Below are 25,396 nucleotides of genomic sequence, written 5' to 3' on the forward strand. Positions count from 1 at the left end.
GGTCCTACGGATTCGGGCGACGCGCGTGCTGCGCGCCGCGGTGTTCGCTATCGGGTGGTGCCTGGCACCTTTGGCAGAGCGCCGCCGGCCGCCGCGTTGCGGTCGGGGCGGAAGTTCGAGAAGTCGGCGCCGGGCACGTCGCGCACGGCTTCGAGCGAGGTCTCGATGGCGTACGCCTCGGAGTCCTCGGGGCCGACGAGCGGCAGACGGACGCGCGGGCTGCCGATGCGGCCGAGCCCGTGCAGGATGTACTTCGCCGCGACCGTGCCGGGCACGTGCGTCATCACGGCGCGGACGAGGGGCTCGACGCGCTTGTGCTCGGCGGTGGCGGTCGCCAGGTCGCCGCGGTTCACGGCGTCGATGATGGTTCGGTAGGGCGTCGACGTGATGTTCGCGGTCACGCCGATCAGCCCGGTCGCGCCGATCGACAGGTGCGGGAGCACGTTCGTGTCGTCGCCCGAGAAGTACATGAGGTCGGTGTTGTTGAGCACCCGGGAGACCTCGGCGAAGTCGCCCTTGGCGTCCTTCACGGCGAGGATGTTCGGGTGGTGCGACGCCCGCACGATCGTCTCGTACGTGATCGGGATGCCGGTGCGACCGGGGATGTCGTACAGGATCACCGGCAGGTCGGTGGCGTCGGCGATCATCCGGAAGTGGGTGAGGACACCCGACTGGGTCGGCTTGTTGTAGTACGGCGTGACGATCATCACACCGTCGGCGCCGGCCTTCTCGCTCTGCTTGTACAGGTGGATCGCGTGCGCGGTCTCGTTCGAGCCGCCACCGGTGATGATCTTCGCGCGGCCCGCGGCGACGGACTTGCCGACCTCGACCAGCCGGAGCTTCTCCGGGTCGGTGAGGGTCGACGTCTCGCCGGTGGTGCCGGTGACGACGATGCCGTCGGCGCCGGCCGTGATGCAGTCGTCGATGTGCTGCTCGACGCCCGGCCAATCCACTTCACCGTCGGCGGTGAAGGGGGTCACCAGGGCGACGAGGACCTGACCGAAGGGATTCTCACGCGGGGACACGGGCACCAGCGTACCGGGGATGCGCGCGAGGACCGCCGTCCGTGTGGACGGTGGGCCGCCTGCGGCGCGGCCGGGAGGCCCGGATCACCTCCGTCCCGCCGCTCGCGCAGCGTCGCACGGGTGCGTCCGGAACCTGGTTCCGCGCCTGCTGCGCCCCGCTGCAGTCTTCGCGCCCCGACTCTTCGGGGCGCGGCGCCTGCACGGGGGCGCGTCGCGAGCACGGCCACCGAGCCGCAAGCCGCGAGCCGCCGCTCGCGCCCGGTGGGAACCAACTTCGGGACACGGCAGCGCGGAGGTGCACGTTGCGGTGTCCGGAACCTGGTTCCGCGCCGCGCCGGATCCGATCGCGCCCGGCGGCAGGCGTCGCGCCCCGACTCTTCGGGGCGCGAGGCCCGCACGGGGGCGCGCGGCGCACACCGACGCGGCGCCGGCGCCGCACGTCCGCGGCGCGCACTCGCACGCTCGCGCTCCGCGCACTCAGGCGCGGCGCTGCCACTCCAGGAAGCGGTAGCGGGTCCCGGTGCGGGACACCTGCCAGGGGCCCTCGTCGGTGAGCGTCCAGCCGGCCGCCTCACCGAGGGACGGGGCGATGGTGTCGCCGGGGACGTCGAGGTCGATCACGGTCTCGGACACCCGGTCGGCGGCGTCGAGCGCGGCGGCGTACACCTGGCCGCCACCGATGACCCAGACGGTCTCGTCGGCCCCGTTCAGCGCCGTCGCGAGGTCGTGCACGACCTCGGCACCCTCGGCAGTCCAGGACGCGTCGCGGGTGAGCACGACGTTGCGGCGCCCGGGCAGGGGCCGGAACCGCTCCGGCAGGGACTCCCACGTGCGGCGCCCCATCACGACGGTTGCGCTCCCGGTGACCTGCCGGAAGTGCGCCAGGTCCTCGGGGACGTGCCACGGCATCGTGCCGTCGGCGCCGATGACGCCGTTCGTCGAGCGGGCCCAGACCAGGCCGACCATCAGACGGCGACCGCGGCCTTGATCGCCGGGTGGTGCTCGTAGCCGACGACCGTGAAGTCCTCGTACTCGTAGTCGTCGATCGAGTCGCGCGGGGCGAGCTCGAGCGTCGGCATCGGGTACGCCGTGCGGGACAGCTGCTCCTCGACCTGCTCGACGTGGTTGTCGTAGACGTGGCAGTCGCCGCCGGTCCACACGAAGTCCCCGACCTCGAGCCCGGTCTGCGCCGCGATCATGTGGGTCAGCAGGGCGTACGAGGCGATGTTGAACGGGACGCCGAGGAACATGTCCGCGCTCCGCTGGTAGAGCTGGCACGAGAGCTTGCCGTCGTTGACGTAGAACTGGAAGAAGGCGTGGCACGGGGCGAGCGCCATGTCCGGGATGTCGGCGACGTTCCACGCCGAGACGATCAGGCGACGGCTGTCCGGGTTCGTGCGGATCTGCTCGATGACCTGGGCGATCTGGTCGACGTGCTCGCCCGACGGGGTCGGCCAGGAGCGCCACTGCACGCCGTAGACCGGGCCGAGGTCGCCGTCCTCGTCCGCCCACTCGTTCCAGATCCGGACGCCGTGCTCCTGCAGCCAGGTCGCGTTGCCGTCGCCGCGGAGGAACCAGAGCAGCTCGTACGCGATCGACTTGAAGTGCACGCGCTTCGTGGAGACGAGCGGGAAGCCCTTCGACAGGTCGTACCGGAGCTGCGCGCCGAACAGGCTGCGGGTCCCCGTGCCGGTGCGGTCGCCCTTCGGCGTGCCCTCGGTGAGGACCTTGCGGAGCAGGTCCTCGTACGGGGTGGGAACGGAGGCGTCGGGCTGCACGGTCTCGCTGTCGGTCACACACAGAAGCCTACGTCGGTGTGAGTAGCGTTGCGGGCATGCCCGACACGACGGAACAGCCGCTCTCGATCCTCATCGCCGGCGCGTCCGGTTTCATCGGGACCCCGCTCGTCCACGCCCTGCGCGAGGCCGGGCACCACGTGACGACCCTGGTGCGCCGCGAACCGCGCACCGCGTCGGAGTTCCGCTGGGCACCCGGCCGTCGCCCCCTCGACCCGGCGATCCTCGACGGCGCCGACGTCGTCATCAACCTCGCCGGCGCGAACATCGGCAAGCTGCCCTGGACCGACACCTACCGGCAGGAGATCCGGCGCTCCCGGATCGATGCCACCGAGACCCTGGTGGAGGCCATGCGCCGTGCCGCCGCTCCCCCGACGCTGTTCCTGTCGGGCTCCGCCTCCGGCGTGTACGGCGACCGACCGGCCGACGTGCTGCAGGACGACGCGGCACCGGGGACCGGCTTCCTCGCCGAGGTCTGCACCGCGTGGGAATCCGCCGCGAACGCCGCACCCGACGGGGTCCGAGTCATCACCCTGCGCACCGGCATCGTCGTCGGGCAGGGCGGCGGCGCACTCGCCCCGCTCCTGCCGCTGACGAAGGCCGGACTCGGCGGTCGCCTCGGCACCGGCGGGCAGCACTGGCCGTGGATCGCGCTCGAGGACGAGGTCGGCGCGATCGTGCACCTCGCCACCAGTCCGTCGGCCGCCCACGTCAGCGGGCCGGTGAACCTCGCGGGACCGGAGCCGGCCGTCGCCGACCGGATCACGAAGCGTGTCGCCGAGGACCTGCACCGCCCGTACGTGTTCCGGATCCCGGAGTTCGCGCTCCGCCTGGTGCTGCGGGACGCCGCCGACGAGATGCTGCTGTCGAGTCAGCGGATGGTGCCGACGAAGCTGCTCGAGTCCGGGTACACGTTCCGGTACCCCAACGCCGACGCCGCGGTGGACGCGGTCCTCTGACGGTCGTTCCGGCTCAGGACGCCCGCGCGAGCGCCGTCCGCATCGCCGCGCGGGCACGCTTCCGGTCCCCCGCGGCGTCGTAGACGACCCCGAGGCGGTACCAGGCACGCCAGTCTGCCGGGTCCCGCTCGACGGCGTCGCGGTACTGCGGGAACAGCTCGTCGGCGGCCTCGCGCGTCGGGCGGCCGGACGGTCGCACGGGCACGACGTCCGCCGGCGCACCGCCCTCGGCCTCGAGCCGGGTGCCGAGCCGTGTGATGCGGATGCCGAAGCGGAACTCGAGCACGAGCAGCAGTGCCCCGATCGCCGCCACGACGAAGAGCGCGACGCCGATGCCGATGCCGATCGGGATGCCGGTGGCGATGAACGCCACGGCCCGCTGCCCGACGAGCCCGATGTAGAGCGCCAGCAGCGCCGTCATCAGCGCGGCGCCCCAGAACGGCGACCGGATCGTGCGACCGGCTCGCGCCATGCGTCCCACGACGTCAGCCGATGCCGAGGACGCTGCCGAGGCCCACGGTCAGTCCGCGGGCGGACCCCACGGCGCCGAGCGCCGCACGGATCCCGGCGACGTAGGCGACATCGTCGTTGGTGTCGTGCCGGATGGTCAGCGTCTCGCCGGGGCCGCTGAGCAGGACGTCCTGCACGGCCTTCGCACCCGGCAGTCGGAGCGAGTGGATCGGCACGCTGGCGACCTGCTGGCCGCGGGCGCGCTGGTCGACGTGCGGCGCCTCGACCGGGCCGACCTCGCGCCGAGCCTCGGCGATCAGCTCGGCGGTGCGGACGGCGGTGCCCGAGGGCGAGTCGATCTTGCCGGCGTGGTGGGTCTCGATGATCTCGATCGACGGGAACCAGGGCGCGGCGATGGTCGCGAGGTGGGTGCCGAGCACCGACCCGATCGAGAAGTTCGGCACGACGAGCACGCCCTGCTCCGGGCGCTCCTCGAGCCCCGAGCGGAGGGTCGCGAGCCGAGCGGCCGACCAGCCCGAGGTGCCGACGAGCACGTTGGCCCCGCTCGACAGCGCGTTCTCGACGATCGCCGGGCTGAGCGCGGGCACCGTCACGTCGACGACGAGGGCCGCGCCACCGAAGACCGACGGGGGCGCTTCGTGAGCACCGTCCCTCGACGACAGACGGGCGACGAGCTCGAACTCCGGGAGTTCCTCGACCACGGAGGCCACGAGGCCCCCGAGACGACCGGTGGCGCCGACGACGGCGACGGGAGTGACCATGGCTCCATCCTAGGATCGACGCATGTCAGTCGAGGTCAGGACCGTGCCGGCCGATCTGCCAGAGGTCGACGCCCTGCTCGACGCCTACCTGGACGAGCGGGAGGCGACGTTCCCGAGCGCCCAGGGCACGTACTCGCGGAAGCGCACCCCGGCGGCGGAGTTCACCCCGCCGGACGGCGTGTTCGCGGTGGCGTACGACGACGGCGTCCCGGTCGGCTGCGGCGGACTGCGACGCATCGCGGACGGGCCCGGTGCGACCGGCCGGTTCGAGGTGAAGCACGTCTTCGTGACACCGGCCGGGCGCGGCGGGGGCGTCGCGACGGCCGTGATGGACGTGCTCGAACGCGCCGGTGCGGACCTCGGCGCGAGGAGCATCGTCCTCGACACCAACGATTCGCTCGTCGCCGCCGGCGCGATGTACCGCAGCCGTGGCTACGAGCGCGTCGAGCCGTTCAACACGAACCCGAACGCGACCGCCTGGTACCGCAAGCCGATCGCCTGAGCCACCACGGGCCTCCAGGCCGGTCGTCGATCTGGACCGGACCCGACGTCCACGGACGGACGCTAGACGGGCTGGTCGACCGGCAGCCCCGTGCGCAGCTCGACCGGCAGGTGCGCCAGGTCGTTGAGGGTGACCACCTCGGCCGGCTTCGCGGAGCGGATCCGGATGATCGTGAGCGCCGTGTGCGCGACGTTCGTCCCCATCCAGCGCCACTCCGGGGCCTGGAAGGCCTCGCGCACGAACCAGCCGATCACCGCGTTGTGGGTGATGAGGAGGTCGTGCCGGTCCTCGCGGGCCGGGGTGAACCACTCCGAGACCGCATCGCCCATCTGGGCCTGTCCGGCGACGATCTCCTCTTCGGTGATCCCGCCGTACCAGCCCTGGTAGGCGTGCGGCATGTCCGGGGTGGGGCCGGAGGGGATGCAGTCGAAGAGCAGCGTCGACGGTTCGGGCTGGATCGAGGGCAGCCGCTGCGACAGGAACGCCGCGGTCTCGCTCGGTGCCTCGAGCGGCGAGTGGTACACGCCGTCGAAGGGCAGGCCACCGAGCCGGTCGGCGATGAGCATCGACTGGCGCTTGCCGCGTTCGGAGAGCTTGCCGTCCCGCAGGCCGTGTTCAGCGTCCTGGTGTTCACCGTGCCGGACGAGGTACAGGTAGTGCGACATGTCCGTGCTCAGCCACCGATCCCGATCGCCGCGGCGAGCTCGTCCTGCTGCACCGCACCGACGACCGAGGTGATCGTGGGGCGGGTGAGGAGGTCGCGTGCGAGTTCCAGCACGCCGTCGGTCGTGACCCGGTCGACGCGTTCGAGTGCGGTCGCGAGGTCGGTGTACTCCCCCGTGCCGAGCTCGGAGCGGCCGAGGCGGGTCATCCGCGCGTCGGAGTCCTCGAGCGAGAGGGTCAGGGCACCCTCGATCTGGCCCTTGGCACGTCGGAGTTCGTCCTCGGTGATGCCGTCGTCCACCATCCGGCGGAACTCGGCGTCGACGATGTCGATGACCCCGGGGACGTTGTCGGGCGCGCAACCGGCGTAGACACCGAAGGCACCGTTGTCGAGGTACGCCGGGGCGAACGAGGACACCGCGTAGGCCAGGCCGCGGCGCTCGCGGACCTCTTGGAACAGGCGGGAGCTCATGCCGCCGCCGAGCACCGCGTTGAGCACGCTGAGGGACGGACGCCGTTCGTCGCGGAGGTCGAGCCCCTGCGACCCGCGCAGCATGCTGACCTGCTCGGTCGGACGGTGCGCGACGGTGAGCTTCGGCTGCACGGGGTCGGCCACCGTCTGCGGGGTCCGGCGTGCAAGGGGCTCGGCACGGGGTGCGTCGTGGAAGACCTCGGCCACCAGTTCGCAGAACCGGTCGTGGTCGATCGCGCCGGCGGCGGTGACGACGATGCCGTTCGGTGCGTAGTGGTCGCGGTAGTGCGCCAGGACCTCGTCGCGCTGCACCGCGCGGATGCTGTCCGGGGTGCCGCCGATCGGTCGGCCGAGCGGGTGGTCGCCGAAGGCCGCAGCGAAGAAGGCCTCGCCCGCGACGTCCGCCGGGTCGTCGGCCGCCATCGCGAGCTCTTCGAGGATGACCCCGCGCTCCACGGCGAAGGCGTCGGGGTCGAGGACCGAGCCGGTCACCATGTCACCGATCACCCCGACGGCCATCGGGACGTCGGCGTCCCGGACCCGTGCGTAGTAGCAGGTGTACTCCTTCGCGGTCGCGGCGTTGTGTTCGCCACCGACCGAGTCGAAGGAGATCGCGATGTCCAGCGCGGAGCGTGTCGCGGTGCCCTTGAACAGCAGGTGCTCGAGGAAGTGGGTGGAGCCGAACTGGCCGTCCCGTTCGTCGCGCGACCCGACGCCGACCCAGAACCCGATGCTCGTCGACGCGGCACCCGGAACGGCCTCGGTGAGGACACGGACCCCGGAGGGCAGCACGGTGCGGCGGACGAAGGCCCCGCCGGACGTCAGGAACGACGTGTCCGGGGCCCCGAGCGGCAGTGGCACTGGCTGGTTCATCGCAGACGAGCCTACTGACCCCTCGGACGCCGTCGCCCAGTTTCACGATCCCCGCGCCGGGGCGGCGGCGCTGCCACCCGAAGTGGGGTACACAAATTGAGGACAGACCGACTCGTCTGTCTGTCCTCCTTGTGGTACTGTCGTTCTTGCCGGATCGGAAGCCCCCCTATATTTCGATCCGGTGGCTCGGGCATCAGTCCTGCGCGGCATTCGAGTCCCCCCACTCGGCCGCGGAGCCGATGAGCCCAAGGAGCCACGCTGTGACGGTCGATTCCCCCCAACCGGCCGTCCAGCGTCTCCTTGGTCCGAGCACGAACCTCGCGTCGTCGGACGGGTCGAGCGTCCCCCCGGCTCCCCGCTCCGGCGGCGCGAAGGTGCGGATCCTCGAGACCGCGACGCGGCTCTTCTACGAAGAGGGCATCCACGGCGTCGGCGTCGACCGTCTCATCTCCGAGGCGAGTGTCACGAAGGCGACGTTCTACAAGCACTACGGTTCGAAGGACAACCTGATCCTCGCCTACATCCGCACGCAGCACGAGCGCGTGCAGGCCCGCATGGCGCAGGTCGTCGCGTCGGCCGACGCCCCGGGCACCGCCGTGCGCGAGTGGGTCGCCGCGCTGGCCGACGAGGTCAACGACCCCGACTTCCGCGGCTGCGCGTTCCTCAACGCCGCCGCCGAGTACCACGACCCCCGCGACCCCGTGCGCGAGGTCGTCGCGATGCACCGCGACTGGTACACCGAGCAGCTCGCGACGCTGTTGCAGGAAGCCGGGCACCCGCTGCCGGGCGACGGCGCCGACGAGCTCATGCTCGCGCGGGACGGTGCGATGGCGGGCGCCTACGCCGGTGACGCCATCGCGGCGACGGCGGCGCTCGGCCGCGTCGCGGACCGGGTGCTCGCGGGCTGACGCGCGTCGGCGCAAGCCCGGCGCGACCACCCGCCGGCCTGGAGGCCCGTGGCGGCCCCGCCCCGCGCCTCCCGGCCGGTGCGCGCCTCGTCACGCACGCCGCTTCCGACAGTCCACGCGTCGAACGACTCGTGGATCGTCGCAACCGACGTGGAACGACGTCGCCGGTGTCGTGTCGCGACGGGGCGCTGCGGGTTCGTCCAGAGGCGGCGGGTGTTGGCTGGAGGCATGGCCAACGATCCGAACTGGAACCTCCCCGAGGTGCCCTCCTTCACCCTGACCAGCCCCGACTTCTCCGACGGTGACGCACTGCCGACGTGGGCACGCGGCACCGACGCCGGCGGCGAGGACCGTTCCCCCGCACTCGAGTGGTCCGGAGCCCCCGAGGGCACGAAGAGCTTCGTGCTCACCGTGTACGACCCCGACGCTCCGACCGGCTCCGGCTTCTGGCACTGGGCGCTGACCGACATCCCGGGGTCGGCGACCTCGCTGCCCGCTGGTGCCGGGACCGACGACGCACTACTGCCGGCCGAGGCACTCCGCCGCCGCAACGAGTTCGGCACCGACACGTTCCTCGGCGCTGCGCCCCCGGCCGGACACGGGGTGCACCGCTACTTCTTCACGCTGGGCGCGCTCGACGTGCCGCTGCTCGAGGCCCCTGCCGACGCCACCCCCGCGGTCGTCGGCTTCGTGCTGCGCGAGCACCTGCTCGGGCGCGCGCAGCTCGTCGGTACCCAGGAGACGCCGGCAGCGTAGCGCCGCGGCCGCGCGGCTGCGGCTGCGGGCCGCGGCGGCGGCGGACTTTCGCGCTCAGCGACAGTTCACGCGGCCCCGAGGCCGTGAGGTGTCGCTGAGCGCGAAACGGCGAACGACCAGCACGCCCGGCACCCGCGCCAGCAGGCCCGGCACGCGCCCGCCACCGGCCCCCGAAACGGCGAACGGCCGCCGCCCCGGAAAGGGGACGGCGGCCGTTCGTGCGTCGGGACGCGGGGAGGATCAGCCCTCGGCCGGAGCCTCGGCGTGGTCCGCGTGGCCCTTGCCACCCTCGGTGTCCACCTCGTCGGCGACGACCGGCGCGAGCGACAGCTTGCCGCGGTCGTCCACCTTGGTGACCTCGACCAGGACCTTCTGGCCGACGCCGAGGACGTCCTCGACGTTCTCCACACGCTTGCCACCGGCGAGCTTGCGCACCTCGGAGACGTGGAGCAGACCGTCACGGCCCGGGAGCAGCGACACGAAGGCGCCGAACGTGGCGATCTTCACGACGGTGCCGAGGAACTGGTCCCCGATCTCCGGGTTGGTCGGGTTCGCGATCGCGTTGACCTGGGCACGAGCGGCCTCGGCCGACGGACCGTCGACGGCGCCGATGTACACGGTGCCGTTGTCCTCGATCGAGATGTCGGCACCGGTCTCGTCCTGGATGCCGTTGATCGTCTTGCCCTTCGGGCCGATCAGCTCGCCGATCTTGTCGACGGGGATCTGCACCGAGATGACACGAGGAGCGGTGTCCGCCATCTCGTCGGGGGCGTCGATCGCCTCGTTGAGCACACCGAGGATGGCCGAGCGGGCCTCCTTGGCCTGCTTCAGCGCCGCGTCGAGCACCGTCGACGGGATGCCGTCGAGCTTGGTGTCGAGCTGGATCGCGGTGACGAACTCCGAGGTACCGGCGACCTTGAAGTCCATGTCGCCGAGGGCGTCCTCGGCACCGAGGATGTCGGTCAGCGCCGCGTAGCGGGTCTGGCCGTCGACGGTGTCGGAGACCAGGCCCATCGCGATGCCGGCGACCGGGGCCTTGAGGGGCACACCGGCGTTGAGCAGCGAGAGGGTCGAGGCGCAGACGGAACCCATCGAGGTCGAGCCGTTGGAGCTGAGCGCCTCGGAGACCTGACGGATGGCGTACGGGAACTCTTCACGCGACGGCAGCACCGGCACGAGGGCGCGCTCGGCGAGGAAGCCGTGCCCGATCTCGCGACGCTTCGGCGAACCCACGCGGCCGGTCTCACCGGTCGAGTAGGGCGGGAAGTTGTAGTGGTGCAGGTAGCGCTTCTTCGTGATGGGCGACAGCGAGTCGATCTGCTGCTCCATCTTGAGCATGTTCAGCGTGGTGACGCCGAGGATCTGCGTCTCGCCACGCTGGAAGATCGCCGAACCGTGGACGCGCGGGATCACGGCGACCTCGGCGTCGAGCGGACGGATGTCGGCCAGGCCGCGGCCGTCCATGCGAATCTGCTCGGTCAGGATGCGGCCGCGGACGACCTTCTTCGTGACCGACTTGTAGGCGGCGCTGACCTGGGAGTTGGCGACCTCGGGCAGCGTGCCCGCGGCGACCTGCTCCGCGATGGCGTCCTTGACGCGCGACTTGAGCGCGTCGTCGGCGTCCTGACGCTCGGTCTTGGCGGCGATCTTGTAGACGTCGCCGAGCTCGGAGAGCGCGAGGGCCTCGACGGCCGAGTACACCTCCGGGGCGTACGGCGGGAAGACCGGGTAGTCCTGGATCTCCTTGGCGGACTGCGCAGCGAGCTTCGCCTGCGCGTCGACGAGGGACTTGAGGAACGGCTTGGCCGCCTCGAGACCCTGCGCGACGATCGCCTCGTCGGGCTTGGTGGCGCCGCCCTGGATGAGGTCCCAGGCGTGCTCGGTCGCCTCGGCCTCGACCATCATGATGGCGACGTCCTCGTTGCCCGCCTCGTCGGTGACGACACGGCCGGCGACGGTGAGGTCGAAGACGGCGTCAGCGAGCTGCGATGCCTTCGGGAACGCGACCCACTGGTCGGTGCCGTTCGAACCCGGGATGAGCGCGAGGCGCACACCGGCGATCGGGCCGGAGAACGGCAGACCGGAGATCTGCGTCGACGCGGACGCGGCGTTGATCGCCAGGGCGTCGTAGAACTCGTCCGGAGCGATGCTCAGGACGGTGATGACGATCTGGACCTCGTTGCGGAGGCCGTCGACGAACGACGGGCGCAGCGGCCGGTCGATCAGACGGCAGACCAGGATGGCCTCGGTCGACGGACGGCCTTCGCGGCGGAAGAACGAACCAGGGATCTTGCCGGCGGCGTACGAGCGCTCCTCGACGTCGACGGTCAGCGGGAAGAAGTCGAATCCTTCACGCGGGTGCTTGCCGGCGCTGGTGGCCGAGAGGAGCATCGTTTCCTCGTCGAGGTACGCGGCGACCGCGCCCTGCGCCTGCTGTGCGAGCCGACCGGTCTCGAACCGGACGGTGCGCTTGCCGTACTTGCCGTTGTCGATTTCGGCTTCGGCGAACTTGATCTCGGGACCCTCCAAAAGGGTGCCTCCTTGATGTGTGTTCGGCAGGCCGTGGCGACGGCACTCGATGGTGCGTGCGCGCCGATCGTTCCGGACGCATGTCTGGCCAGCAGTAGAAGCACTCGGGAAACCGTTCCGGCCCGCGAGCCACCACCGATGACCAGCTCCGTGCCCGGCCTGCGCAGTGTTTTGTCGTGACGTCCGAGGAAACGGTCCTCGGACACGATGGACTTTACCAGTCCACAGGGAATCGGCGGCGCGGCTCGCAGGAGCCCGGGCGATCCTCGGTAGCCTCGCCCCATGCGTCTCACCCCCTCGCGGGGCGTCCTCGTCGCGGCCGCTGTGGTCGTCGGCGCGCTCGTCGCCCCGGTCCTCACCGCTGTCCCGGCGAACGCGACGGAGTACCCGACGTGGCAGGACGTCCAGCAGGCCAAGGGGAACGAGACCGCGAAGCGCGCCGAGGTGCAGAAGGTGCAGGCCGCGCTGCAGTCGGCACAGGACGAAGCAGCGGCGAAGTCGCAGGCCGCCCTCGTGGCCTCGTCGAAGGCGGACGCGGCCGAGGCGGAGCTGGCGACCGCCACCCAGGCCGCCACGAGCCTCCAGGCCCAGGCGCAGCACGCGGCGGAGACCGCCGATCGTGCGCAGCAGCGCGCCGGCCAGCTCGCTGCGAACCTGTACCGCGACGGCAGCACGAACCAGATGACCACCCGGATCGCGACCGCGAAGGACCCGAACCAGCTGCTGTACCAACTCGGGGCACTCGACCAGCTGTCGTCCACGTGGGCCGGCGTGATGGACGACGCGTCCGTCGCGGCGGGCACCGCGTCGTCGCTGCACGACCAGGCGCAGCGCGCCGAGGACGAGCGGGCGACGCTCGCGCAGGCCGCCGAGGACCGCTCGGCTGCCGCGAAGACGGCCGAGGCGACCGCGAACGCCGCCGTCGAGTCGACCGAGGAGCACAGCGACGAGCTCTACGCGCAGCTGGCGTCGCTCAAGGACAGCACCGCGAAGCAGGAGGCCGGCTACGAACTCGGCCAGCGGGTCGCCGCGCAGAAGGCCGAGCAGCAGCGGAAGCGCGCAGCGGCCGCCGCTGCCGAGGCAGCAGCCGCCGCAGCCGCATCGACCGGCTCGGCGAGCAGCAGCAGCGCGACGAGCGGCGGCACGGGTACCTCGTACCCGAGCACCGGCGGCGTCGTCGTCGACCCCGCTGCCGCGCAGGCCTACGCACGGAGCGCGATCGGCTCGTACGGCTGGGGCTCCGACCAGTTCTCCTGCCTGGTGTCGCTGTGGACGCAGGAGTCCGGCTGGCGGGCGAACGCGCTGAACGCCTCGAGTGGGGCCTACGGGATCCCGCAGTCGCTGCCGGCCGAGAAGATGTCGGCGGCCGGGGCGGACTGGCGGACGAACGCGGACACCCAGATCGATTGGGGCCTCGCCTACATCAAGAGCGCGTACGGGTCGCCGTGCGGAGCGTGGGGGCACGAGATGAGCGTCAACCCGCACTGGTACTGAGCGGACGCGCGCGACCGCGGGCACCCGCGCACCCGCGCACCCGCGCACCCGCGCACCCGCGCCGCTCGCTACCGCTCCACCAGCCGCAACGCCTGCAGCGGGCACATCGCCACCGCGTCCGCCGCAGCGTCCCGCTCGCCCGGCAGCACCGGCACGTCCCGCGTCCCGGAGCCGTCACGCGCGATCGGGTAGCCCCACTCGTCCCGCGCCAACCGCTCGGCGAACAGCTCGGTGCAGAGCCCTCGGCCACGGCAGCGCGTCCAGTCGACGTGCAGCGCGGTGCCGCCGGCGCTCATCGCCGACCTCCGAGCAGGCAGCCGCCACCGAGGTGCGCCTGCACGTCGTCGCGGAACACGTCGAGCGCGCTCCGCACCATGCGTGCGACGCCGTCCGGGTGGTGGCACGCCCCGCGTCCGTCGACGAGCGCGGCGACCCGGCGGACCTCGCCCGCGAGGTCCCCCGCCCGACGCCCGGACGCCAGGTCAGCGACCACGTCGGCGATGCGCGGCAGGCCGTTCACGCAGGGTCCGCAGCGACCGGCCGATGCCCCGGCGAGCGCCGCGGCGATCCGTGCGGTCACCCCGATCGGGCAGGTCCGGTCGTCGAGCACGGCCAGCACGCCGGCGCCGGGAGCAGCGCCCCACGGCGCGAGTCCGTCGACGTCGAACGTCGCGTCGAGCGCTGCAGCCCGCACCCAGGTGCCGCCCCACCCGCCGACCAGGACGGCTCGCGTCCGCGCCGGGTGTGCCGAGGGCAGCCGGGAGGCCACCAGCAGTCCGCCGAGCGGCGCACCTCCGGCGGTCTCCAGCACCACGGCCCCGGTCGGGTCGGTCACGTCGCTCACGGTCACGAGACGGGTGCCGGGAGCGCTCGGTGTCCCGGCGCTCCGCGCCCAGCCGGCACCGAAGCGGGCGACGAGGGCTGCCTGCGCGAGGGTCTCCACGTTCGACACCAGGGTCGGTCGGCCGCTCGGGCCCCGCTCGGACAGCCGGACGACGCGGTCCTCGGGCAGGCCCCGTCCGCCGGTGACGGCGGAGGCGAGGGCGCTTGCCTCACCGGAGACGAACGCGGCGTGCGGCAGGGCGCGGACCTCGATGGCGACGGGGTGGGTTCGGGTGCGCGCGGCTCGTTCGTCGAGTGCCCGTCGGACCCGTTCGGCGAGCCGTTCGCTCGTCGCCAGGACGGCCTCGGTCGCGCCGACGGCGGTGGCCGCGACGACGATGCCGTCGAGCACCAGGTGCGGCGCCCGCTCCAGGAGCACGGCGTCCTTGTGGCTGGCGGGTTCGCCCTCGGCGGCGTTCGCGATGACGAGTGGGGCGCCGCGGCTGTTCGTCATCGATCTCGCGTTCGCGTTCGCTCTTGCGTTCGCGTTCCCCTTCGCTCTCGCGTTCGCGTTCGCGTTCGCGACGGCCTCGAGCTTGCGGGCGAGGGGGAAGCCCGCTCCGCCGCGGCCGTCGATGCCGGCCAGGCCGACCTCGCCGATGATCCCGGCGCCGACGTGCGGCAGGGGGCCGAAGGTGCGCTCGTGCACGTCGAGCCCGGGCCCGGGTGCGGCGAGGAGCCGCTGCGTCCCGGTGGGCGGGACGAGGGTGAGCGGGTGGGTCGTGGTCATCGGAGTGCTCCCGTCGGTCGGAGGGACCGGTACTCGGTGACGCGGGCGGTGCAGCGCCAGACGACGGCACCGACGACCGCGGCGGTGCAGACCCCCGCGATGACGAGGAACCACGCGGACGTGCCGTCGGTCCCGGTGCCGATCGCGTGCGCGAGCGCGATCGGCCACATCGCGTAGGCCGCCCAGTGCACGGCCCGGAACACCCGCGGGCCGAGCACCCGTCGCAGCAGTGCGGTCACGACGAGCACCACGAGCAAGTCGACCGCGAGGGTCCCGAGGCCGAGCCAGAACCACCGGTAGGCGCCGACGAACGGCACGACGGTGTCGACGAGCCGGAGTTCGGCCTCGGTGTCGAGCAGCAGCGTCACCACGTGCACGACGACGAGCACGGTCGAGGCCAGGGCCACGTCCCGGTGCACGAGTTGCACGGCGAACCGCGGCAGGCCCGGGAGCGGTCGGGCACCGCGCGTCACGATGCCGAGCAGGACCGTGAGGGTGAGGAGCAGGACCGCCGCGACGCCCATGCCGCGGCCGATCACCCAGAGCGCGGTGTCCATCAGGCGGCCCGCTCGTCGTTCGTCTGTTCGTCGGCCGACTGCGCGTCGTCCGCCTGTTCGTCGGCCGGCTGTTCCGGCCACCCGCCGAGCCGGACCACCGATCCGTCGGCGCCCACGAGCCGCGCCGCGCGTCCGCTCTGGCGGAGCCACGCGAGGGCGCCGTGCCCGCGGACGACCGCTGCCGTGGTCATCGTGTTCGCGGTGACGCACGACGGCGCGACGACCGTCACCGACCGCCAGACCGGGTCGGCCGGCAGCCCCCAGCGCGGGTCCAGGATGTGGTGCCGCGCGGTGCCGTCCTGCTCCCAGCGGCGCTTCTGCGTGCTCGAGGTCGCGACGGACCACCCGGAGGCGATCCGCACGTGGTCGACGGGGTCGCCGTCGAGGTCCTGCACACGCACCTGCCAGCCGCCGGTCGGATCCGGGCCGGCGGTCGCGACGTCACCACCGAGCGAGACGAGCGCGCCGATGCCGAGCCGTGCCGTGATGCTCGTCGCGGCCATGTCGGCGGCGGCGGCCTTCGCGACGGCGCCGAGGTCGAGGACGACTCCCTCCGGCACGCGGAGGAAGGTGCCGGAGAGCAGGATCCGCTGCCACGCCGGGCGGTCGTCGAGCGACCGGGCGAGGGCCTCCGGGGTCGGCACCGGCGGGGCGTCGGCGAACGCGGCGTCGTACCCGAGGGACACCATCCGGCGACCGAGGGTCGGGTCGACGTCCCCGTCGGTGAGCCGCGCGGCGTCGATCGCCTGGTGCACGAGCGCCGCGAGGAGCGGGGAGACCTCGGTGCCCCGGACGAGGTCGTCGGCCAGCACCGTGAGCTCGGAGTCGCTGCGGAACCGGCTGCACGCTGCGTCGACGGCGGCGGTGACCTCGCGGACGCACGACTCGGCGGCGGCGAGGTGGCGGCGGTCCCGGTGGTCGAGGACGACGCGGGCGGTGGTGGTCCAGAGCTCCCACTCGGCGGCGGCACGCACGGTCACGATCCCGTCGTCGTGGTGTCGGACGAGCCGCCGGTGGTGCCCTGCGAGACGCCGGTGTCGCTGCTGCTGGTGCTGCCGCTGTCGCTGCCGGTGTCGCTCTCGGTCGAGCTGCTGCTGTCGCTGCCCGTGTCGCTCTCGGTCGCGGTACTGCTGCTGCCGCCACTGTCGGTGTCCGTCGAGGTGCTCGTCGACGAGTCCGTGGTCGTGTCCGTGGTCGAGCTGCTGGACTGCTCGTGCCCGAACCACAGCCCCGCGCCCGTGACCATCGCCACCACGAGCCCGCCCACGCTGACGAGCGCACTCGTGATCCTGGCGGATCGTCTGCCGTTGCCCCTGGTGTCCATCGGTCCTCCTCGTCGTCGTGACGAGGTTCGCGAGCGGACCGGTGAACGAGCCGCGGACCAGCCGCACTCCAGCCCCACGAACCCTGTGCTGCTCCTAAGAGCCGCGACAGGGCGGCGACAGGGCCGCGACGCGTCGGCTGAGGGCTAGTGGCCGAGTCCGCCGAGCATGGACGCGAAATCGGGGGTCGCGGGGAGCGCGTCGGCTTCCTGCGGGGTCCGCCTGGAGGCCCGGATCGCCCACGCCAGGTCGGCTCCGGCCCGGCGGATGCGGCCGTCCAGAGCCGCGGAGTCGCCCTCGCTCCCCCAGTCGTCCGTCGCGGCGAAGACGCCGGTCGGCACCACGGCTGCGCGGAGGTACGCGAAGACCGGGCGCAGGGCGTGGTCGATCGCGAGCGAGTGCCGCGAGGTCCCGCCGGTCGCGCCGAGCAGGACGGGCATGTCGGCCATCGAGTCCTTGTCGAGGACGTCCAGGAACGACTTCGCGAGCCCGCTCACACCAGCGGTGAAGATCGGCGTGACGAACACGAGCGCGTCGGCCTCCACCACCGCGGCCATCGCGGCGGAGAGCGCCGGCGCCGCGAACCCGGTGAGCATGGCGTCCGTGATCTCGTGCGCCAGCGGACGGAGGTCGACGTGCAGGACGCGGGGCGCGCCTCCAGGCAGGCCCGAGGCGTCCGGAGCTGCCAGCGATGCGGCGGCGGCCTCGGCGAGCCGGTCGGCGAGCAGGCGGGTGGAGCTGGGCTCGGAGAGTCCGGCGGAGACGACGGCGATGGTGGTCATGATGCTTCCCGACTTTCGATGCGTTTGCATGAACATAGCATCCAACCGGGCACCCTGCGCAAGCATTCCCAGCGTCCGGCACGCCGCCCGGTGCGAGGTCCCGCGCACCGTGCGACCCGCGCAGGCTCGCACACTGCAAGGAACCTCGCACCGTGCGCCGCGGCCACACGCGCACCTCGCACCGTGCGACCCCGGGGACCCCGGGGACCCCGGGGACCCCGGGGCACGCCGCACGCCGCCGGCGCCTCACGGTCCGCGCCGTGCGAGGTCCCGCGCACCGTGCGACCCGCGCAGGCTCGCACACTGCAAGGACCCTCGCACCGTGCGCCGCACCCCCACGCGCACCTCGCACCGTGCGACCCGGAGCCCCGTCGCCCGCCGCCCGCCGCACGCCGCCCGCGCCGCACGGTCCGCACCGTGCGAGGTCCCGCGCACCGTGCGACCCGCGCACGCCCGCACACCGCAAGGAACCTCGCACCGTGCGCCGCACCCCCCACACGCGCACCTCGCACCGTGCGCCCCGGAGCCCCAGGCGCACGCCGCCCCGGGAAGGCAGAACGCCCGGGGAACGGAGAACGCCCCGGTCCTCGTGGAGAGAACCGGGGCGTTCAGTCAAGCCGTGAGGCGTCGACGAGCGGCGCGTACCTTATCGGCGCAGGCCGAGGCGCTCGATGAGCGCACGGTAGCGAGCGATGTCGACGTCGGAGAGGTAACCGAGGAGACGGCGACGCTGACCGACCATGAGCAGCAGACCACGACGCGAGTGGTGGTCGTGCTTGTGCTCCTTGAGGTGCTCGTTCAGGTCGTTGATACGACGCGTCAGAACGGCGACCTGGACCTCGGGGGAACCGGTGTCGCCCGGGTGGGTCGCGTACTCTTCGATGATCTCCTGCTTGACCTTCGCGTCAAGTGCCATGCGTAGATCCCCTTTCAGTCCGTTGCGCGGTGCCCGTACCTGATGCACGAGCGCTCTTTGTCCGCGGCCGTTCGACGGCAACCGCGCAAGACTACCAGAGTTCTAGGCGGTCCTGGCGCGCAGACGGCGACGACGAGGCGCCGGCAACAGGCTGCGCACGAGCCCGACGAGCGTTGCGCCGAGCAGTCCGCCGAGGCCGTTCGAGAGCACGTCCCGGGGGTCGGCGACGCGGTACGGCAGGTAGGTCGCCTGGGCGAACTCGATGCCGGTGGACAGGACGACCGCGACGACGGCACCGAGGATCCACCACCGACGCGGCAGCCACAGCGCGGCGAGCACGCCGACCGGCACGAACATCGCGATGTTCGCCAGGAACTCGGTGCGCTCGTAGGTGAACCACATGCCGTGCGGCAGCTGCTGCACCCAGGCGATCGCGTGCAGCACGAGGGAGTTCTGCGCGGACGTGAACACCTGCGGGGTCAGCGTCATCCGCCAGATCACCCAGGCGTACGCCGCCGTGAGGGCGAGGAGGAGGAGTCGTCGGAACATCGGTCCATTCTGGGGCATCCGGCTGCGCGCCCGCTGGAGCGCTCCTGGCAGAAGGCGGCACCGCACCTGAACGAACGCCCCGGGAGCCTGGGCAGGACCCGCCGACACCTGTCAGCATGGACCCGCGGGCGTGGCAGGCGCCGGCTCCACCGACACAGCACGGTCAGACCAGGGAGGACCGCCGGATGCCGGAACACGAGGGAACCCCCACGCCACGTCGGAACGGTACGGGCGGCCGCCGCCAGTGGGTTTGGATCGCTGCGGCCGCGATCGTCGTCGCCGCGGTGGTCACGACGCTCGTGGTCGTCGCGCCGCGGAGCGGGAAGCCCGACGGCAGCGGGACCGCGACACCGGGCGGCCGGGACGTCGCCGATCGGGAATCCGCCGCCGAGGCGTTCCCCGGCGGCCTCGCACACCAGCCGGCCGACGAGAACCAGCCGGGCATCCGCGAACGCCAGGCCCGCGCCGAGGGGCGCATCGACACCGCCGACCAGATCAGCCGGATCGCCGACCAGCCGATCGCGACGTGGTTGACGAACACGTCCCGCTCCGAGACCCGTGCCACGATCCGAGCCGTCGTCCGGAACGCCGAACAGCAGGGTGCCACCCCGGTGTTCGTCCTCTACAACGTGCCGGACCGCGACTGCGGCAGCTACTCGAAGGGCGGCACGAGCGACGACGAGTACCTGCCATGGGTCCGCTCCGCCGTGCGGGCGATGGCGGGATCCGGTGCCGTCGTGCTCGTCGAACCCGATGCCATCGCGCAGATCCAGGTGTGCAAGCGGCTCGAGGACTCCCGGCTCCCCCTGATCCGGAAGACCGTCGACGCGCTGACAGGGCACGGGCTGACGGTGTACCTCGACGGCGGGAACGAGAACCGGGTGCCGACGGCGACGATGGCCGACTGGCTCCGGCAGGCCGGGGTCGACCAGGTGCAGGGCTTCTTCACGAACGTGTCGAACTTCTACCGCGTCGACCAGGAGCGTGCGTACGCCGACGAGCTCGCCGACCGGATCGGCGGGGACCCCCACTTCGTCATCGACGTCTCCCGGAACGGGCAGGGGTGGCGCGGCACGTGGTGCAACCCCGACGGAGCCGGCCTCGGCCAGGAACCGCACGTCACCGGCGGTACGACCCGCCTCGACGCCCTGCTCTGGGTGAAGACCCCCGGACTGAGCGACGGCACCTGCAACGGCGGTCCGGCGGCCGGGCAGTGGTGGGAGTCCTACGCGCTCGGGCTGGTCGAGAACCGCAAGCGCGACTGAGCCCGGTCGGGATGTCGGCGCCCGGTGCCAGCATGGGCGCATGACCCCGACCGACAGCCGACGCTCCGTCGTCCCGCCGTACCTGCTCCGCGCCGTCGCTGCCGCGTCCGGGTTCCCGCGTGCGGCCGAGGCGGCGCGCACGGCCCTGGCGTCCCTCGCGCTCGTGCAGACCCCGAAGCACGAACACCTGGTCGCACCGCGCGGGGTCAGTGGCACCGTCGACCGGTCACCGCAGCGCACGATCTCGGATGCCCGAGGCACCACGACCCTGCCCGGCACGGTCGTCCGGCGCGAGGGCGAGGCGGACACCGGAGACGTCGCGGTGGACGAGGCGTACGCCGGCCTCGGCGCCACCCATGCCTTCTGGCTCGACGTGTTCGGGCGGGTGTCGATCGACGGCGCGGGGCTCCCCCTCGACGCCACGGTGCACTACGGGCAGGACTACGACAACGCCTACTGGGACGGCAGCCGGATGGTGTTCGGCGACGGTGACGACGAGGTGTTCCGGCGCTTCACGATCGCGCTCGACGTCATCGGGCACGAGCTCGCGCACGGCGTGACGCAGTACACCGCCGACCTGACGTACCAGGGGCAGTCCGGTGCGCTCAACGAGTCGGTCAGCGACGTCTTCGGCTCGCTGGTCGCCCAGTACGCCGCCGGCCAGACGGCCGAGCAGGCGAGCTGGCTCATCGGCGAGGGGCTCTTCACGGACGCCGTGCACGGCGTAGCACTGCGGTCGATGCGCGCGCCGGGCACGGCGTACGACGACCCGGTGCTCGGCAAGGACCCGCAGCCCGCGACGATGGCCGACTACCTCGAGACCACCGACGACCAGGGCGGGGTGCACACGAACTCCGGCATCCCGAACCACGCCTTCTTCCTGGCGGCGACGGCCATCGGCGGGTACGCGTGGCAGGGCGCAGGGGCGGTCTGGTGGGACGCACTCACCTCGGACACGGTGACCGCCTCGATCGACTTCGCCGGGTTCGCCGCCGTCACGGTCGACGTCGCCGGGTCCCGCTTCGGTGCGGGTTCGGCGCAGCAGAGCGCCGTGCAGGACGCCTGGCGGACGGTCGGTGTCCTCGACTGAGCGCACGACCCGGCGTACGGTCGGGGCATGCACATCGACGTCCGCCGTTCCGGGGGCTTCGCCGGCACCACGCGGCGCTGGGAGGTCGACACCGATGCGTCCGACGACCCCGGCGAGTGGTCCGAGGTGCTCGATGCCCTGCCGCAGCAGGAGCCAGGTGCCCCGACGCCCGAGGCCGTCCCGGCGCGGCCGGTTCCCGACGACTTCACGTGGACCATCACGGTGGCGCGCACGACGGTGACGATCCCGGGCAGCCGCCTCGACGGTCCGTGGGCCGACCTGGTCGCGCGCGTGCGGTCCGCGGGCCACCAGTCCTGAGACGGGAGGCCCGTGGCGGGCCCGCCACGAGCCTCCCGTCCGCCCCGCGCCGACGCCACCACCTGCGGATCGTGAGCAGGAATGGTCGCGACCACGCTGGCGACCCGACCGTTCCTGCTCACGAAGTGGCGCGGGGGCGCGAGCGACGCGGCGCACGCGGCGCACGCGGCGCACGCGGCGCACGCGGCGCACGCGCGGGGACGGTCACGCCCCGAGCGCGCGTCAGACGACGTCGATGACCGTCAGGCGACGAGTGGGGCGCGTCATCGCGACGTAGACCGCCGCGGCGGGGCGTGCAGCGTCGGCACCGACCCCGTCCGGGTCGACGAGCAGCACGCCGTCGAACTCGAGCCCCTTCGCGTCCGCCCCGGTCAGCACCGTCAGTGAACCGGCGTGCGGGGACGCGAGCCCACGGACGTCCGCCTCGGTGCGGGTCAGTCGCTGCCGGACGGTCTCGACCGCTGACTCGGGCACGATGACGCCGATGGTGCCGCTGCCGATCCGCTCGCGTTCGGCGTCGGCGACCCGCACGACGGTGTCGAGCAGGTCGGCTCGGGCGACCCGCACGCGCTCGACGGGGTCACCGTCGCGGACGGCCTCGTTCCGGGTGACGGTGAGGCCGGCGGCGTCGGCGAAGGCCCCCGCTTCCTCGACGATGGAGCGCGGGGTGCGGTAGTTCACGGTGAGCTGCTCGATGCGGTGCTCGATCGGCACGAGGGGTGCGCGGCCACGACGGCGACGGGCGAGTGCGCCGACGACGTCGTCCCAGGTGCGCGCGGCACCGGGCGAAGAGCCCTGCGCCATGTCGCCGACGATCGTGAACGACCGGAGCGGGTTGCGGCGGGCGAGGACACGCCACTGCATCGGTGAGAGCTCCTGGGCCTCGTCGACGACGATGTGCCCGTAGGTCCACTCGCGGTCCTCCGCTGCACGCTCGGCGGTGGAGCGCGGATCGCCGCCCTCGGCGAAGGAGCCGGCCACCTGCTCGGCGGTCACGATGCCCTCGACGCCCATGTTCTCGATCGCCTGGCGGGCGTTCTCGATGTCACGGTTCCGGCTGGCCTTGGCCGCACGCTTGGCCGCACCGCCGGTCGGGTCGAACGGGCCGAGCAGTTCGGCGGCCTCGTCGAGCAGCGGGACGTCCTCCACCGTCCAGGCAGCCCCACGGGCACGCAGCAGCAGGGCGCGGCGCTCCGGGGTCCAGTCCGGGGTGAGCGAGGCGAGCCAGTTCGGCCGCGCGTAGAGGTCTTCGAGGAACTTCTCGGGCGGGAGCGGCAGCCACGCGGTGTTGAGCAGGACGCGGGCGTCGTACGAGCTCCGGATGTCCTCGCGCAGGACCTTCTCGTCGGCCTCGTCCACCGTCGTCCCGCGCTCCCGCAGCTGCTCGGCGAGCAGACGGGTCATCGAGTCGAGGGCGATCTTGTTGAACGTGACGCGGGCGGCGTTGTGCGGCTTGCCGCGGTCCTGCGCACGCTTCAGCGCGTCGGCGACGAGCTGCGGCGGGACCACGAGCCGTTCGCCCTCGACGTCGAGCGTCACCGAGTCCGTCGGCACCACCTGCCGCGAGCGCACGGCCCGGCGCAGGAGCGAGGCCATCTGCGCGCCGCCCTTCACGGCGGCGACGTCACGGGTGTCGTGCGTCGTGGCGTGCACGCCGGGGTAGAGCGAGCCGAGGGACGCCATCACGACGCCGGTCTCGCCGAGCGACGGGAGGACCTGCTCGATGTACGTCAGGAACGCGGGCGACGGGCCGACCATCAGCACGCCCGAGCCGCGGAGCCGCTCGCGGTACGAGTACAGCAGGTACGCGGCGCGGTGCAGTGCGACGGCGGTCTTGCCGGTGCCAGGACCGCCCTGCACGATGAGCACGCCCTCGAGCGGGGAGCGGATGATCCGGTCCTGCTCACCCTGGATGGTGGCGACGATGTCCGTCATCCGGCCGGTTCGCTCGGCGGTCACCGCGGCGAGCAGCGCGCCTTCGCCCTGCAGGTGGGTGCGCTCGTCGTCGTAGAGCGTGGCGTCGAAGACCTCGTCCTCGACCCCGACGACCCGACGGCCCTCGAGCGACAGGTGCCGGCGGGCTCGCATGCCCATCGGGTGCGCCGCGGTGGCCTGGTAGAAGGCGCTCGCCCCGGGCACGCGCCAGTCGAGCAGCAGCGGTCGGTGGTCGGCGTCACGCAGCCCGACGCGGCCGATGTAACGGAACGAGTCCTCGTCGCTGTCGGGCTCGGAGACCTCGAGCCGGCCGAAGACCAGCCGGTCCCCGACGCGGTCGAGCGTCGCGATGGTGTCCTCGTAGAGCCGTGCGTACGCGTCGCGCTCGCTGCGGCTCTGGTGGTTCCCGCCGACCGTCTGACGACGGGTCTCGGCGAGACGCTGCTCGGCCTCGGTGGTCAGCTCGTCGAGACGGCCGAAGAGGCCGTCCACGTAGCCGCGCTCGCGGTCGATCTCGGTCGGTTCGGACACACACAACCCTTCGGGACAGGGGAACTCAGTGTAGTCCCCCTGTCCCGAAGTGAGCGTTCCTACATCTCTTCGTGCGTGTCCGGGTCGGCGTCCCACAGGCGGCCGCGCTCGAGGCCGGAGATCGCCCGGACCTCGTCGTCGGTCAGCTCGAAGCCGAAGACGTCGAGGTTCTCCTTCTGGCGGGTGGCGTCGGCCGACTTCGGCACCGGCACGGCACCGAGCTGGACGTGCCAGCGCAGCACGACCTGGCCCGGGGTCACCCCGTGGGCCGCGGCGGCGTCGGTGATCGGCTGCTCGGTGAGGAGCTCGGAGCGGACCGCGAGCGGGCTCCAGCTCTCCGTCACGATGCCGAGCTCCTGGTGCACCTTCCGCAGTTCTGCCTGCGGGAAGTACGGGTGCAGCTCGACCTGGTTGACCGCCGGTGCGACACCCGTGGCGTCGATGATGCGGTGCAGGTGCTCCGGCGTGAAGTTCGAGACGCCGATCGAGCGGACCTTGCCGCTGTCACGGAGGTCGACGAACGCCTTCCAGGTGTCGACGAACTTGTCCACCGACGGGTTCGGCCAGTGGATCAGGTACAGGTCGACGTGGTCGAGCCCGAGGTTGCCGAGCGTCTCGTCGATCGACCGGTGCGCCTCGTCGTAGCCGTGGTGGCGTCCGGGGAGCTTCGACGTGACGACGAGGTCCTCGCGCGCAACGTCGGACTCGCGGACGGCCTTGCCGACGGCGTCCTCGTTGCCGTAGTTCAGCGCCGTGTCGAGCAGGCGGTACCCGGTGGCGATCGCGGTGCCGACCGCTGCCGCACCCTCGTCGCCGTTCAGACCGTAGGTGCCGAGGCCGAGCTCCGGGAACCGGTGGCCGTCGTTCAGCTCGATCGTCGGGGCGCCGACCTGCATCAGCGGACCCCGAGCAGGTCGATGACGAAGATCAGGGTCTTGCCGGACAGGAAGTGTCCGCCACCGGCCGGACCGTAGGCGAGCTCCGGCGGGACGACGAGCTTGCGGCGTCCGCCGACCTTCATGCCGGGGATGCCCTCCTGCCAGCCGCGCACGAGCGCCGCGAGCGGGAAGTCGATCGGCTCGCCACGGTTCCACGAGCTGTCGAACTCGTCGCCGGTGTCGTACTCGACGCCGGCGTAGTGCACCTTGACGGTCGAACCGGCGGACGCTTCGTCGCCGGAGCCTTCGACGATGTCGGTGATGACCAGCTCGGTGGGCGCGGGGCCCTCGGGTGCGTCGAACTCGGGCTTGCTGTTGAGGTCAGTCATGCGAGCCAGTCAACCAGAGCACGGCAACGGCAGGCGCACGGAG

The 25,396-nt window shown here is 72.4% G+C and carries 27 protein-coding genes; 9 read left to right on the forward strand and 18 right to left on the reverse strand.

What is annotated here, in order from left to right; translation table 11 throughout:
- Window positions 1-47: 47 nt before the first annotated feature.
- From dapA to EDF19_RS00975, 3 genes are all read right to left on the reverse strand, one after another.
- On the reverse strand, window positions 48-1,025 hold the full coding sequence (gene dapA, locus EDF19_RS00965; RefSeq protein WP_111084638.1) for a 4-hydroxy-tetrahydrodipicolinate synthase: 978 nt from the start codon (window positions 1,023-1,025) through the stop codon (window positions 48-50).
- 477 nt (window positions 1,026-1,502) lie between these two features.
- A complete protein-coding gene (locus tag EDF19_RS00970) occupies window positions 1,503-1,991 on the reverse strand; it encodes a dihydrofolate reductase (RefSeq protein WP_123679097.1) in 489 nt (162 codons plus the stop codon).
- Window positions 1,991-2,821 (reverse strand): thymidylate synthase, encoded by an 831-nt coding sequence (locus tag EDF19_RS00975; protein ID WP_123679098.1) that lies wholly within the window; start codon window positions 2,819-2,821, stop codon window positions 1,991-1,993. Before EDF19_RS00975 ends, EDF19_RS00970 begins: the two co-directional genes overlap by 1 nt.
- Window positions 2,822-2,859: 38 nt before the next feature.
- On the opposite strand from EDF19_RS00975, the gene EDF19_RS00980 reads away from it, so the two are divergent.
- Window positions 2,860-3,780, forward strand: a complete 921-nt coding sequence (locus EDF19_RS00980) for a TIGR01777 family oxidoreductase (protein WP_123679099.1) — start codon at window positions 2,860-2,862, stop codon at window positions 3,778-3,780.
- Between the two features lie 13 nt (window positions 3,781-3,793).
- Here the strand turns inward: EDF19_RS00980 and EDF19_RS00985 are convergent, their stop codons facing one another.
- Both EDF19_RS00985 and EDF19_RS00990 read right to left on the reverse strand, forming a co-directional pair.
- Window positions 3,794-4,252 (reverse strand): tetratricopeptide repeat protein, encoded by a 459-nt coding sequence (locus tag EDF19_RS00985; RefSeq protein WP_123679100.1) that lies wholly within the window; start codon window positions 4,250-4,252, stop codon window positions 3,794-3,796.
- 13 nt (window positions 4,253-4,265) lie between these two features.
- The gene (locus EDF19_RS00990; RefSeq protein ID WP_123679101.1) at window positions 4,266-5,012 is read right to left on the reverse strand and encodes a 4-hydroxy-tetrahydrodipicolinate reductase; all 747 of its coding nucleotides are present in this window, start codon (window positions 5,010-5,012) and stop codon (window positions 4,266-4,268) included.
- Between the two features lie 22 nt (window positions 5,013-5,034).
- On the opposite strand from EDF19_RS00990, the gene EDF19_RS00995 reads away from it, so the two are divergent.
- Window positions 5,035-5,514 (forward strand): GNAT family N-acetyltransferase, encoded by a 480-nt coding sequence (locus EDF19_RS00995; protein WP_123679102.1) that lies wholly within the window; start codon window positions 5,035-5,037, stop codon window positions 5,512-5,514.
- Window positions 5,515-5,576: 62 nt separating this feature from the next.
- Here the strand turns inward: EDF19_RS00995 and EDF19_RS01000 are convergent, their stop codons facing one another.
- Both EDF19_RS01000 and EDF19_RS01005 read right to left on the reverse strand, forming a co-directional pair.
- Window positions 5,577-6,179: a histidine phosphatase family protein gene (locus EDF19_RS01000; protein ID WP_123679103.1), complete on the reverse strand. Its 603-nt coding sequence runs from the start codon at window positions 6,177-6,179 to the stop codon at window positions 5,577-5,579.
- Window positions 6,180-6,187: 8 nt separating this feature from the next.
- Entirely contained in the window at window positions 6,188-7,522 is a 1,335-nt protein-coding gene (locus tag EDF19_RS01005) for a pitrilysin family protein (protein WP_123679104.1), read from the reverse strand.
- 260 nt (window positions 7,523-7,782) lie between these two features.
- Here EDF19_RS01005 and EDF19_RS01010 point away from each other — a divergent pair, with 260 nt between their 5' ends.
- Window positions 7,783-8,430 (forward strand): TetR/AcrR family transcriptional regulator, encoded by a 648-nt coding sequence (locus EDF19_RS01010; protein ID WP_185022606.1) that lies wholly within the window; start codon window positions 7,783-7,785, stop codon window positions 8,428-8,430.
- A gap of 228 nt (window positions 8,431-8,658) precedes the next feature.
- Entirely contained in the window at window positions 8,659-9,186 is a 528-nt protein-coding gene (locus EDF19_RS01015; RefSeq protein ID WP_123679106.1) for a YbhB/YbcL family Raf kinase inhibitor-like protein, read from the forward strand.
- 240 nt (window positions 9,187-9,426) lie between these two features.
- On the opposite strand, the gene EDF19_RS01020 is transcribed toward EDF19_RS01015, so the two are convergent.
- A complete protein-coding gene (locus tag EDF19_RS01020) occupies window positions 9,427-11,715 on the reverse strand; it encodes a polyribonucleotide nucleotidyltransferase (protein WP_123679107.1) in 2,289 nt (762 codons plus the stop codon).
- 282 nt (window positions 11,716-11,997) lie between these two features.
- Between EDF19_RS01020 and EDF19_RS01025 the strand changes: the two genes are divergently transcribed.
- Complete coding sequence (locus EDF19_RS01025) at window positions 11,998-13,209, forward strand: hypothetical protein (protein WP_123679108.1); 1,212 nt, start codon at window positions 11,998-12,000, stop codon at window positions 13,207-13,209.
- A gap of 68 nt (window positions 13,210-13,277) precedes the next feature.
- Here EDF19_RS01025 and EDF19_RS01030 read toward each other — a convergent pair whose 3' ends face one another.
- Genes EDF19_RS01030 through EDF19_RS01045 form a run of 4 tightly spaced genes read right to left on the reverse strand, consistent with a single transcriptional unit; the run spans window position 13,278 to window position 16,358 of the window.
- Complete coding sequence (locus EDF19_RS01030; RefSeq protein ID WP_123679109.1) at window positions 13,278-13,505, reverse strand: ferredoxin; 228 nt, start codon at window positions 13,503-13,505, stop codon at window positions 13,278-13,280.
- Window positions 13,502-14,821, reverse strand: a complete 1,320-nt coding sequence (locus tag EDF19_RS01035; protein ID WP_123679110.1) for an NADH-ubiquinone oxidoreductase-F iron-sulfur binding region domain-containing protein — start codon at window positions 14,819-14,821, stop codon at window positions 13,502-13,504. The genes EDF19_RS01030 and EDF19_RS01035 overlap by 4 nt, the downstream gene beginning before the upstream one ends.
- Window positions 14,818-15,378 (reverse strand): ferric reductase-like transmembrane domain-containing protein, encoded by a 561-nt coding sequence (locus EDF19_RS01040; RefSeq protein ID WP_123679111.1) that lies wholly within the window; start codon window positions 15,376-15,378, stop codon window positions 14,818-14,820. Before EDF19_RS01040 ends, EDF19_RS01035 begins: the two co-directional genes overlap by 4 nt.
- Window positions 15,378-16,358 (reverse strand): FAD:protein FMN transferase, encoded by a 981-nt coding sequence (locus EDF19_RS01045; RefSeq protein WP_185022607.1) that lies wholly within the window; start codon window positions 16,356-16,358, stop codon window positions 15,378-15,380. The genes EDF19_RS01040 and EDF19_RS01045 overlap by 1 nt, the downstream gene beginning before the upstream one ends.
- 15 nt (window positions 16,359-16,373) lie before the next feature.
- Between EDF19_RS01045 and EDF19_RS18920 the strand changes: the two genes are divergently transcribed.
- The gene (locus EDF19_RS18920; protein WP_185022608.1) at window positions 16,374-16,850 is read left to right on the forward strand and encodes a hypothetical protein; all 477 of its coding nucleotides are present in this window, start codon (window positions 16,374-16,376) and stop codon (window positions 16,848-16,850) included.
- Here the strand turns inward: EDF19_RS18920 and EDF19_RS01050 are convergent.
- The 3 genes from EDF19_RS01050 to EDF19_RS01065 all read right to left on the reverse strand — a co-directional run bounded on the left by EDF19_RS01050 (window position 16,847) and on the right by EDF19_RS01065 (window position 18,947).
- Entirely contained in the window at window positions 16,847-17,482 is a 636-nt protein-coding gene (locus EDF19_RS01050; protein WP_123679113.1) for a CE1759 family FMN reductase, read from the reverse strand. The two genes, EDF19_RS18920 and EDF19_RS01050, sit on opposite strands and share 4 nt — an antisense overlap.
- Window positions 17,483-18,128: 646 nt before the next feature.
- Window positions 18,129-18,398 carry a 30S ribosomal protein S15 gene (rpsO, locus tag EDF19_RS01060; protein WP_070416523.1) on the reverse strand — a complete coding sequence of 90 codons (270 nt, stop codon included), beginning with the start codon at window positions 18,396-18,398 and terminating at the stop codon, window positions 18,129-18,131.
- 102 nt (window positions 18,399-18,500) lie between these two features.
- Window positions 18,501-18,947: a VanZ family protein gene (locus EDF19_RS01065; protein WP_185022609.1), complete on the reverse strand. Its 447-nt coding sequence runs from the start codon at window positions 18,945-18,947 to the stop codon at window positions 18,501-18,503.
- 185 nt (window positions 18,948-19,132) lie between these two features.
- Between EDF19_RS01065 and EDF19_RS01070 the strand changes: the two genes are divergently transcribed.
- From EDF19_RS01070 to EDF19_RS01080, 3 genes are read left to right on the forward strand one after another with little or no spacing between them, the layout of a single operon-like run.
- The gene (locus tag EDF19_RS01070; protein WP_185022610.1) at window positions 19,133-20,212 is read left to right on the forward strand and encodes a glycoside hydrolase family 6 protein; all 1,080 of its coding nucleotides are present in this window, start codon (window positions 19,133-19,135) and stop codon (window positions 20,210-20,212) included.
- A gap of 40 nt (window positions 20,213-20,252) precedes the next feature.
- Complete coding sequence (locus EDF19_RS01075; RefSeq protein WP_123679117.1) at window positions 20,253-21,302, forward strand: M4 family metallopeptidase; 1,050 nt, start codon at window positions 20,253-20,255, stop codon at window positions 21,300-21,302.
- Window positions 21,303-21,329: 27 nt separating this feature from the next.
- Window positions 21,330-21,620: a protealysin inhibitor emfourin gene (locus tag EDF19_RS01080; RefSeq protein WP_123679118.1), complete on the forward strand. Its 291-nt coding sequence runs from the start codon at window positions 21,330-21,332 to the stop codon at window positions 21,618-21,620.
- Between the two features lie 222 nt (window positions 21,621-21,842).
- Here the strand turns inward: EDF19_RS01080 and EDF19_RS01085 are convergent, their stop codons facing one another.
- From EDF19_RS01085 to EDF19_RS01095, 3 genes are read right to left on the reverse strand one after another with little or no spacing between them, the layout of a single operon-like run.
- Window positions 21,843-24,086 carry an ATP-binding domain-containing protein gene (locus EDF19_RS01085; protein ID WP_185022611.1) on the reverse strand — a complete coding sequence of 748 codons (2,244 nt, stop codon included), beginning with the start codon at window positions 24,084-24,086 and terminating at the stop codon, window positions 21,843-21,845.
- A 59-nt stretch (window positions 24,087-24,145) separates the two neighbouring features.
- The gene (locus EDF19_RS01090) at window positions 24,146-24,982 is read right to left on the reverse strand and encodes an aldo/keto reductase (protein WP_123679120.1); all 837 of its coding nucleotides are present in this window, start codon (window positions 24,980-24,982) and stop codon (window positions 24,146-24,148) included.
- A complete protein-coding gene (locus EDF19_RS01095; RefSeq protein ID WP_123679121.1) occupies window positions 24,982-25,353 on the reverse strand; it encodes an FKBP-type peptidyl-prolyl cis-trans isomerase in 372 nt (123 codons plus the stop codon). The genes EDF19_RS01090 and EDF19_RS01095 overlap by 1 nt, the downstream gene beginning before the upstream one ends.
- Window positions 25,354-25,396 lie beyond the last annotated feature (43 nt).

This window comes from Curtobacterium sp. PhB115, assembly GCF_003752025.1.
Taxonomy (GTDB): domain Bacteria; phylum Actinomycetota; class Actinomycetes; order Actinomycetales; family Microbacteriaceae; genus Curtobacterium.